The following is a 6,889-nucleotide window of genomic DNA, read 5'->3' as shown; positions in this document are numbered from 1 at the left end:
AAATCTCCGAAGGCCAGGGCCTGTCGGTCACGGTGCGCAAGGGCGAGATCGAGACCATCGAGCAGAACCGCGACAAGATCGTCGGCGTGACAGTCATGCTCGGCAAGAAGCGCGGCAATGCCAGCACATCCGATTTCTCGCCTGCCGCGCTGCGTTCCACGGTCGAGGCGGCCTACAACATCGCGCGCTTCACCGCCGATGACGACGCTGCCGGCTTGGCCGAAGAAGAATTGCTGGAGAAGCATCCGCAGGACATGCAGCTCTATCACCCGTGGATGATCGACGCCGAAGCCGCCGTCGAAATCGCCCGCGCTGCGGAAGCCGCTGCTTTTGCCGTGAGCCCGAAGATCCGCAACAGCGATGGCGCGAGCATCTCTGCGCAGCACTCGCACTTCGTGCTGGCAACCTCGCGCGGTTTCATGGCGGGCTATCCGTATTCGCGCCACTTCATTTCGGCCGCGCCGATTGCCGGGTCAGGTGCGCATATGCAGCGCGACGACTGGTATTCATCCAAGCGCTCGCCCGCCGATCTGGCAGCGCCGGAGGCCATCGGCAAGTACGCTGCCGAGCGCGCGCTGGCGCGGCTGTCTGCTCGTCGGTTGACCACGCGCAAGTGCCCGGTGCTGTTCGAGGCGCCGCTGGCCGCAGGGTTGCTCGGTGCGTTTGTACAGGCGGTGTCAGGTGGCGCGCTGTATCGCAAGTCGACCTTCCTGCTGGATTCGCTGGCTAAGGAAATCTTCGCGCCGCACGTGCAGATCAAGGAAGACCCGCACGTGCTGGGCGGCATGGGTAGCGCGCCGTTCGATGAGGAAGGTGTGCGTACGCAGCGCCGCGATGTGGTGAAGAACGGCGTGGTGGAGGGCTACTTCCTGTCGACGTATTCCGCCCGCAAGCTCGGCATGCAGACGACCGGCAACGCGGGCGGCTCGCACAATCTGACGTTGTTCTCTGACAAGACGAAGCCGGAAGACGACTTTGCCGGCATGCTGCGCCGCATGGGCACGGGCCTGCTGGTGACCGAGCTGATGGGCCAGGGCGTCAACTACGTGACCGGCGATTACTCGCGCGGCGCGTCGGGCTACTGGGTCGAGAACGGCGTGATCCAGTATCCGGTGGAAGAGATCACCATTGCCGGCAACCTGCGTGACATGTTCCGCCAGATCGTCGCTATTGGCGCGGACGCGCTTGTGCGTGGCACGAAGGAAACCGGCTCGATCCTGATCGAACAGATGACGATTGCCGGCGAATAAATCGCCACAGCCAAAATGAAAAACGCGCTCTAAGCTGAGCGCGTTTTTTGTTGCTTGCAGCCGGGTTATTGCTCGTCCGACGGCGGTCGTTCGTAGGTCACGAACGCATAGTCGAAGTTGTTGGGCGCGGGCGAGTGGTGCGCCTCGCGAGCAACCTCGTGCCAAACCTTCGGATCTAGCGCCGGAAAGTGGGCATCGCCCTCGAAGTCGGCGTCGATCTCGGTCACGACCAGGCGGTCGGCGCTTGGGAGGGCATCGGCATAGAGCTGCGCACCGCCGATCAGGAAGATCTGCTCGACGCCAACACACAGGCGCTGTGCATCTTCCAGCGAGTACGCCATCTCGCAACCCGGCAGCTCCAGCTTGGCATTGCGCGTGACGACAATGTTGCGCCGACCCGGCAGCGGACGGCCAATCGAGTCGTACGTCTTGCGGCCCATCACGATGGGCGCGCCCATGGTGGTGCGCTTGAAGTGCGCGAGGTCTTCGGGCAGGCGCCACGGAAGCGTGTTATCGCGGCCGATCACGCCATTGCGGGCGCGGGCGACGATGAGGGTCAGAATCGTCATACGGCCACCGGTGCCTTAATCGCTGGATGGCTCTGGTAGCCGACGATCTCGAAGTCTTCGTACTGGTAATCGAAGATGCTTTCGGGCTTGCGCTTGATGTGCAGCTTCGGCAGCGGCAGCGGTTCGCGCGCGAGTTGCGTCTCCACCTGTTCGAAGTGGTTGTTGTAGAGGTGGCAGTCACCGCCGGTCCAGACAAAATCGCCCACGTCCAGGCCGGTCTGCTGCGCAACCATGTGCACGAGCAGTGCGTAGCTGGCGATGTTGAACGGCACGCCGAGGAAGATGTCGGCGCTGCGCTGGTAGAGCTGGCACGACAGCTTGCCGTCGGCCACGTAGAACTGGAAGAACGCGTGGCAGGGCGGCAGCTTCATGCGTGGGATGTCAGCCACGTTCCAGGCCGAGACGATCAGTCGGCGCGAATCGGGGTTGCGCTTGATCTGCGCGATCAGCTCGGCGATCTGGTCGATGTGCTCGCCGTTGGGCGTCGGCCACGAGCGCCATTGGGAGCCGTAGACGGGGCCCAGTTCGCCGTCGGCGTCGGCCCATTCGTCCCAAATCGTCACGCCGTTGTCCTGCAGCCAGCGCACGTTGGTCGAGCCCTGGAGGAACCACAGCAGTTCATACACGATGGACTTGATGTGGACCTTCTTGGTCGTCACCAGCGGAAAGCCGTCCTGCAGGTTGAAGCGCATCTGGTGGCCGAACACGGAGCGCGTGCCGGTGCCGGTGCGGTCGGCTTTGTCGGTGCCATGTTCGTAGACATGGCGCATCAGGTCGAGATAAGGCTTCATGCGAGCGCGGGGCAGTGCATCGAAAATCGATTGAGCCACATTGTAACGTGACCGGTGCGGCATCGACTGTACCGGCAGTGTCCGAGAACTGGCCCGGTTGAAAGGGCGGCACAGTTTGACTGACAAATCGCAGAACTGTCGATGTTCCCAGGCGGGGCGAACGTGCAAGATAAGGCCATCGCTTCCAACTGTCTGCTGGAGATTGCCATGTCACCCGTGACCACCGCCGCTTCGCTCAATCGTGCCGCTGAATTGCGCCGTCTTCGCGCGGCCGCCAGCATTGTCAATGCGGTGATTCCGCCGACGCCGCAGTACTGCTGGCCGCTGCTTTCGCAAGCGGTGGGCGCGGCGGTGTGGGTGAAACATGAGAACCATACGGAAGTGGGGGCGTTCAAGGTGCGTGGCGGGTTGCATTACCTGCACGCATTGCGTTGTCGGGAGCCTGAGATACGCGGCGTGATCTCCGCGACGCGCGGCAACCACGGCCAGTCGATCGCTTTGGCGGCGAGCAGGAACGGCATGACCGCCACCATCGTCGTGCCCCATGGCAACAGCGTGGAGAAGAATGCCGCCATGCGTGCGCTTCGCGCGGAGTTGATCGAGGCGGGGGATGACTTCCAGGCCAGCCGTGAATTGGCCGCTGAGTTAGCCGTCGCGCGCGACCTGCACTATGTGCCTTCGTATCACGAGGATCTGGTCGCTGGTGTGGCGAGCTACTGGCTGGAATTCTTTGAAGCAGTGCCGCTGGATGTGGTCTATGTGCCGATCGGCATGGGTTCGGGTATCTGCTCGGCCTTGGCTGCACGCGATGCGCTGGGGTTGTCCATGCGCATCGTCGGTGTTGTGTCGGCGCATGCCCGTTGCTACGAGCAGTCGTTTGTGAGTGGTGCAGTTGTGTCGGCGCCGGTATCGACGTTGCTGGCCGATGGCTTGGCATGCCGCACGCCAGATGCGAAGGCACTGGAGGTGATCCGCGCGGGCGTCGACGAGATCATTGCCGTAACGGATGAGGAAGTGGCGGAAGCGATTCGTCTGTATTTTTCGGCCACGCACAACGTGGCCGAAGGTGCTGCCGCCGCAGCCCTGGCGGGTGCGTGGCAACAGCGCGACCAGCTTGCCAATCTGCGCGTTGGTTTGCCGCTGACCGGCGGTAACATCGACCGCGCCTTGCTGGCGCGGGTCCTCGCCGGTCAGTCGATCGAGGCTTAAGCCGGCTGCTGGCGGCGACGCTGCACCAGCCAGCCACCGCCCAGCACGATCGCAAACACCACCGCGTACACAACCCACACCAGCGGACGTTGCTCTGCAAAGAACGGCTTGAGGACCGGCTCGGCCACGATCATGTGCGCCGCCGTGTAAGCCAGCACCGCCGCACCGCCGTAGATGATGAGCGGGAAGCGCTCGATCAGGCGCAGCACCACGCCGCTACCCCACACCACCACCGGTACGCTAATCAGCAGGCCCAGCACCACCAGCAGGAAACTACCGTGTGAAGCGCCGGCAATCGCGAGCACGTTGTCGATGCCCATGACAGCGTCGGCGATGATGATGGTCTTCATCGCGCCGATCAGCGTGGTGCTGCCGGCGCCGTGTTCGCCATTGTCCTGACCGTCGTCCGCCAGCAGCTTCCATGCGATCCACACCAGCGCCAGGCCGCCGACCAGCATCAGCCCCGGGATCTTCAGCAGCCACACCACGGCCAGCGTCATGATCGCTCGCACGATGATGGCGCCCGCTGCGCCCCACATGATGGCTTTCTTCTGCAGTTCTGGCGGCAGGTTGCGCGCAGCCAGCGCGATGAGGATGGCGTTATCGCCCGCGAGCACAAGGTCGATCACAATGATCGATGCCAACGCTGCAGCAAACTGCATGGTGAAGATGTCAGACAACCATTCCATAGCGGCTCCAAAGTCAAACAAGAAACGGGGTTGACCGGACTGCATGGAACGTTGGGGCGTGACGCTTTGCAGACCATGAATCCGGTTGCAAAGGTCTTGCTCGACACAAACAGGCCAAGAACCTGCTGATGCCGACACGACCGGAGGCGATTTTTTGCCTCGTCTTGACGATCGTGCCTGGGGCTGAAGAACCCCCGAGCTACTCCCCTTTGAGGAAGCCCACATTATAGCGCAGGCAGCGATTGGTGCGGTGCGCAAATGCAACACCCGCATCACAGCGCGGTATGCGTGGTTTTTTCCGCGGTGCGGGCGATTTTTACGCGAAGCGTCACGCAGCATTGCCGCGCTCTCGGGTGAAAGAACGGTGGCGCTGTCACAAAGCGGCGTCTACGCTGCAATCTCATCAGTGCAGACCCGAGCCGACCGAGTGAGGAGGCGGTGGCACATTTCTCGCTGCCAACGGCCTTCATGACCACGCCGTACCGTGCCGTTCCACCCACAACGGGAGACACCATGCAGGCCACCAAGCCATCCGCCGATGCCTATACCCGCCGCGCGCTGGCACGTCTGGTCCAGCCACAGCCCAAACCAACCATCGACGCCATCGGCGCAGGCCTGACGTTCTACCAGCTCTTTGCGGAAGAAGACGCAGCCTTGCGTGCCGAGGCAGAGGCCGGTTTGCTGGCCGCCGCCGCCAGCGTGAGCCCCAAGTTTTTCTACGATGCGCTGGGCTCCCGCTTGTTCGAGGCGATTACTGATCTGCCCGAGTACTACCCAACGCGTACTGAGGCTGCCATCTTCAGTCAGCACGCCGCGGAAATCGCCCTGCGCGTCGGGCGCGGTGCCACGCTCATCGATCTGGGCGCCGGCAACTGCGAGAAGGCCGCGCGCCTGTTCCGCACGCTGGCGCCGTCGCGCTATGTGGCCATCGACATCTCGGCAGATTTCCTGCGCGACACACTGCGCGCCTTGGCGCGGCAGCACCCGCAGCTCCCCATGGTTGGCATCGGGGCCGATCTGTGTGCGCCGCTTGTATTGCCCGATGCCGTGGGCGATGGGCGCCGCGTGTGGTTCTATCCCGGATCGAGCCTGGGCAATTTCACGCCTGACGATGCGCGGGCCTTCCTCACGCGCCTGCGCGAAGCGTCCGCCCCCGGCGATAGCGTGCTGATCGGCATCGATCTCATCAAGGATGCGCGACGTCTGGAGGCGGCCTATGACGATCCGCTCGGCGTAACGGCCGCCTTCAACCTGAACGTACTGCGCAATCTGAATCGTCTGCTGGGGTCGAATTTCGACGTGCGGGACTGGCGCCACCTCGCGCTGTATCGCACGGACGCGCATCGTATCGAAATGCATCTCGAAGCCCGCTACGATGTGACGGTGCGCTGGGGCGATCAGGCGCGCGTGTTTTCTGTTGGTGAGCGCGTGCACACGGAAAACTCAGTCAAATACGATCTGCCGCGCCTGCAGGGTCTGTTTGCCGACGCGGGTTTTGAGGACTTGCACGCGTGGACCGATGCGGGCGAGGATTTCGCTGTCTGCCACGCCAGCATCAGCCGCTAGGCGAGGGCGGGAGCGCTGGACGGGCGGTGCGATAATGGCGCTCGATCTTGAGATGCCGCCCGAGGTGTGCCGCGATGGCTGAATTCTTCATGCTCCCCGATCCGACGTTCATCGGATCGCTTTCCGACTGGACCGACGGCCGCCGCTTGCAGCGCCAGGGCATCGCACACAGCCTGGTCGATGCGCGCAACCGCACGCTGGCGCTGCTCGCCGCGTTTGGTGATACGCAGCGCGGCTGGCAGATCGAACGCGTGCCGCATCACGCGCCGCCGCTATGGACGTTGGGGCAGCTCGCCTGGTTTGCCGAGTTCTGGTGTCTGCGTGAGCCGCGTCGCAATGGCAGCGACACCATCGAAGACGGCGCTGGCACCACATGGGATCTGGCGCGCTGGCAGGCCACGGTGCCCGCCGCGCTGGAAGGCGCCGACAGTTTCTTCGACATGGATCGCCTGCCGCCGGATGTCTGCTGGGAACTGACGCTGCCCGGTATCGCCGCCGTCAAGCGATACGCGCACGATGTGCTCGACCGCGTGCTGCGCAAACTGGCTACGCTCGGCACCGATGACGACGCAGCGCTCGAACCGTTCCGCTGGGCCGTCTTCCATGAAGACCTGCGTGCCGAACACCTGCATGGCCTGCTGCAGGTGCTGGGCCTGCAACCGGCCGGGCAACCGCCGCTGGCTGCCGTGGCTATACCGGCAGCGCAGACGCTGTCCTTGCACGGTGGCCGTTTCCAGATGGGGTGGCCCGATGCCGACGGATTCTTCTTCGACAACGAGTGCCCGCCGCACCGCACCTACGTGCCCGCGTTCGAG

General features: G+C 63.7%; 6 protein-coding genes and 1 pseudogene. 4 read left to right on the top strand and 3 right to left on the bottom strand.

Annotated elements, in window-relative coordinates; genetic code table 11:
- Positions 1 to 1,250 (top strand): metalloprotease PmbA (gene pmbA / locus JHD73_RS25615; RefSeq protein WP_199032976.1); only part of this gene is annotated, 1,250 nt, incomplete at its 5' end.
- Between the two features lie 65 nt (positions 1,251 to 1,315).
- Here the strand turns inward: pmbA and JHD73_RS25610 are convergent.
- Together JHD73_RS25610 and JHD73_RS25605 are read right to left on the bottom strand one after the other, a co-directional pair.
- Positions 1,316 to 1,819 carry a dihydrofolate reductase gene (locus tag JHD73_RS25610; RefSeq protein ID WP_199032975.1) on the bottom strand — a complete coding sequence of 168 codons (504 nt, stop codon included), beginning with the start codon at positions 1,817 to 1,819 and terminating at the stop codon, positions 1,316 to 1,318.
- The gene (locus tag JHD73_RS25605) at positions 1,816 to 2,610 is read right to left on the bottom strand and encodes a thymidylate synthase (protein WP_041668026.1); all 795 of its coding nucleotides are present in this window, start codon (positions 2,608 to 2,610) and stop codon (positions 1,816 to 1,818) included. The genes JHD73_RS25610 and JHD73_RS25605 overlap by 4 nt, the downstream gene beginning before the upstream one ends.
- A 207-nt stretch (positions 2,611 to 2,817) precedes the next feature.
- Between JHD73_RS25605 and JHD73_RS25600 the strand changes: the two genes are divergently transcribed.
- The gene (locus JHD73_RS25600) at positions 2,818 to 3,819 is read left to right on the top strand and encodes a threonine dehydratase (protein WP_199032974.1); all 1,002 of its coding nucleotides are present in this window, start codon (positions 2,818 to 2,820) and stop codon (positions 3,817 to 3,819) included.
- On the opposite strand, the gene JHD73_RS25595 is transcribed toward JHD73_RS25600, so the two are convergent.
- Positions 3,816 to 4,508 (bottom strand): TerC family protein, encoded by a 693-nt coding sequence (locus JHD73_RS25595; RefSeq protein WP_199032973.1) that lies wholly within the window; start codon positions 4,506 to 4,508, stop codon positions 3,816 to 3,818. The genes JHD73_RS25600 and JHD73_RS25595 overlap by 4 nt on opposite strands.
- A 513-nt stretch (positions 4,509 to 5,021) precedes the next feature.
- Here JHD73_RS25595 and egtD point away from each other — a divergent pair.
- Together egtD and JHD73_RS25585 are read left to right on the top strand one after the other, a co-directional pair.
- On the top strand, positions 5,022 to 6,074 hold the full coding sequence (gene egtD / locus JHD73_RS25590; protein ID WP_199032972.1) for an L-histidine N(alpha)-methyltransferase: 1,053 nt from the start codon (positions 5,022 to 5,024) through the stop codon (positions 6,072 to 6,074).
- Between the two features lie 74 nt (positions 6,075 to 6,148).
- Positions 6,149 to 6,889, top strand: a pseudogene (locus JHD73_RS25585) (glycosyl transferase); the annotation flags it as partial.

Origin of the sequence: Ralstonia sp. ASV6, from assembly GCF_016429285.1 — a bacterium.
In the GTDB taxonomy this organism is placed as follows: Bacteria; Pseudomonadota; Gammaproteobacteria; order Burkholderiales; family Burkholderiaceae; genus Ralstonia; species Ralstonia flaminis.
Note: the sequence above shows the minus strand (reverse complement) of the source record. Positions and strands in the feature narration are given on the sequence as shown.

Excerpts from the sequence above, each read along its gene's own strand:
- JHD73_RS25610 (WP_199032975.1), bottom strand. The coding sequence starts at position 1,819 with ATGACGATTCTGACCCTCATCGTCGCCCGCGCCCGCAATGGCGTGATC.
- JHD73_RS25605 (WP_041668026.1), bottom strand. The coding sequence starts at position 2,610 with ATGAAGCCTTATCTCGACCTGATGCGCCATGTCTACGAACATGGCACC.
- JHD73_RS25600 (WP_199032974.1), top strand. The coding sequence starts at position 2,818 with ATGTCACCCGTGACCACCGCCGCTTCGCTCAATCGTGCCGCTGAATTG.
- JHD73_RS25595 (WP_199032973.1), bottom strand. The coding sequence starts at position 4,508 with ATGGAATGGTTGTCTGACATCTTCACCATGCAGTTTGCTGCAGCGTTG.
- egtD (WP_199032972.1), top strand. The coding sequence starts at position 5,022 with ATGCAGGCCACCAAGCCATCCGCCGATGCCTATACCCGCCGCGCGCTG.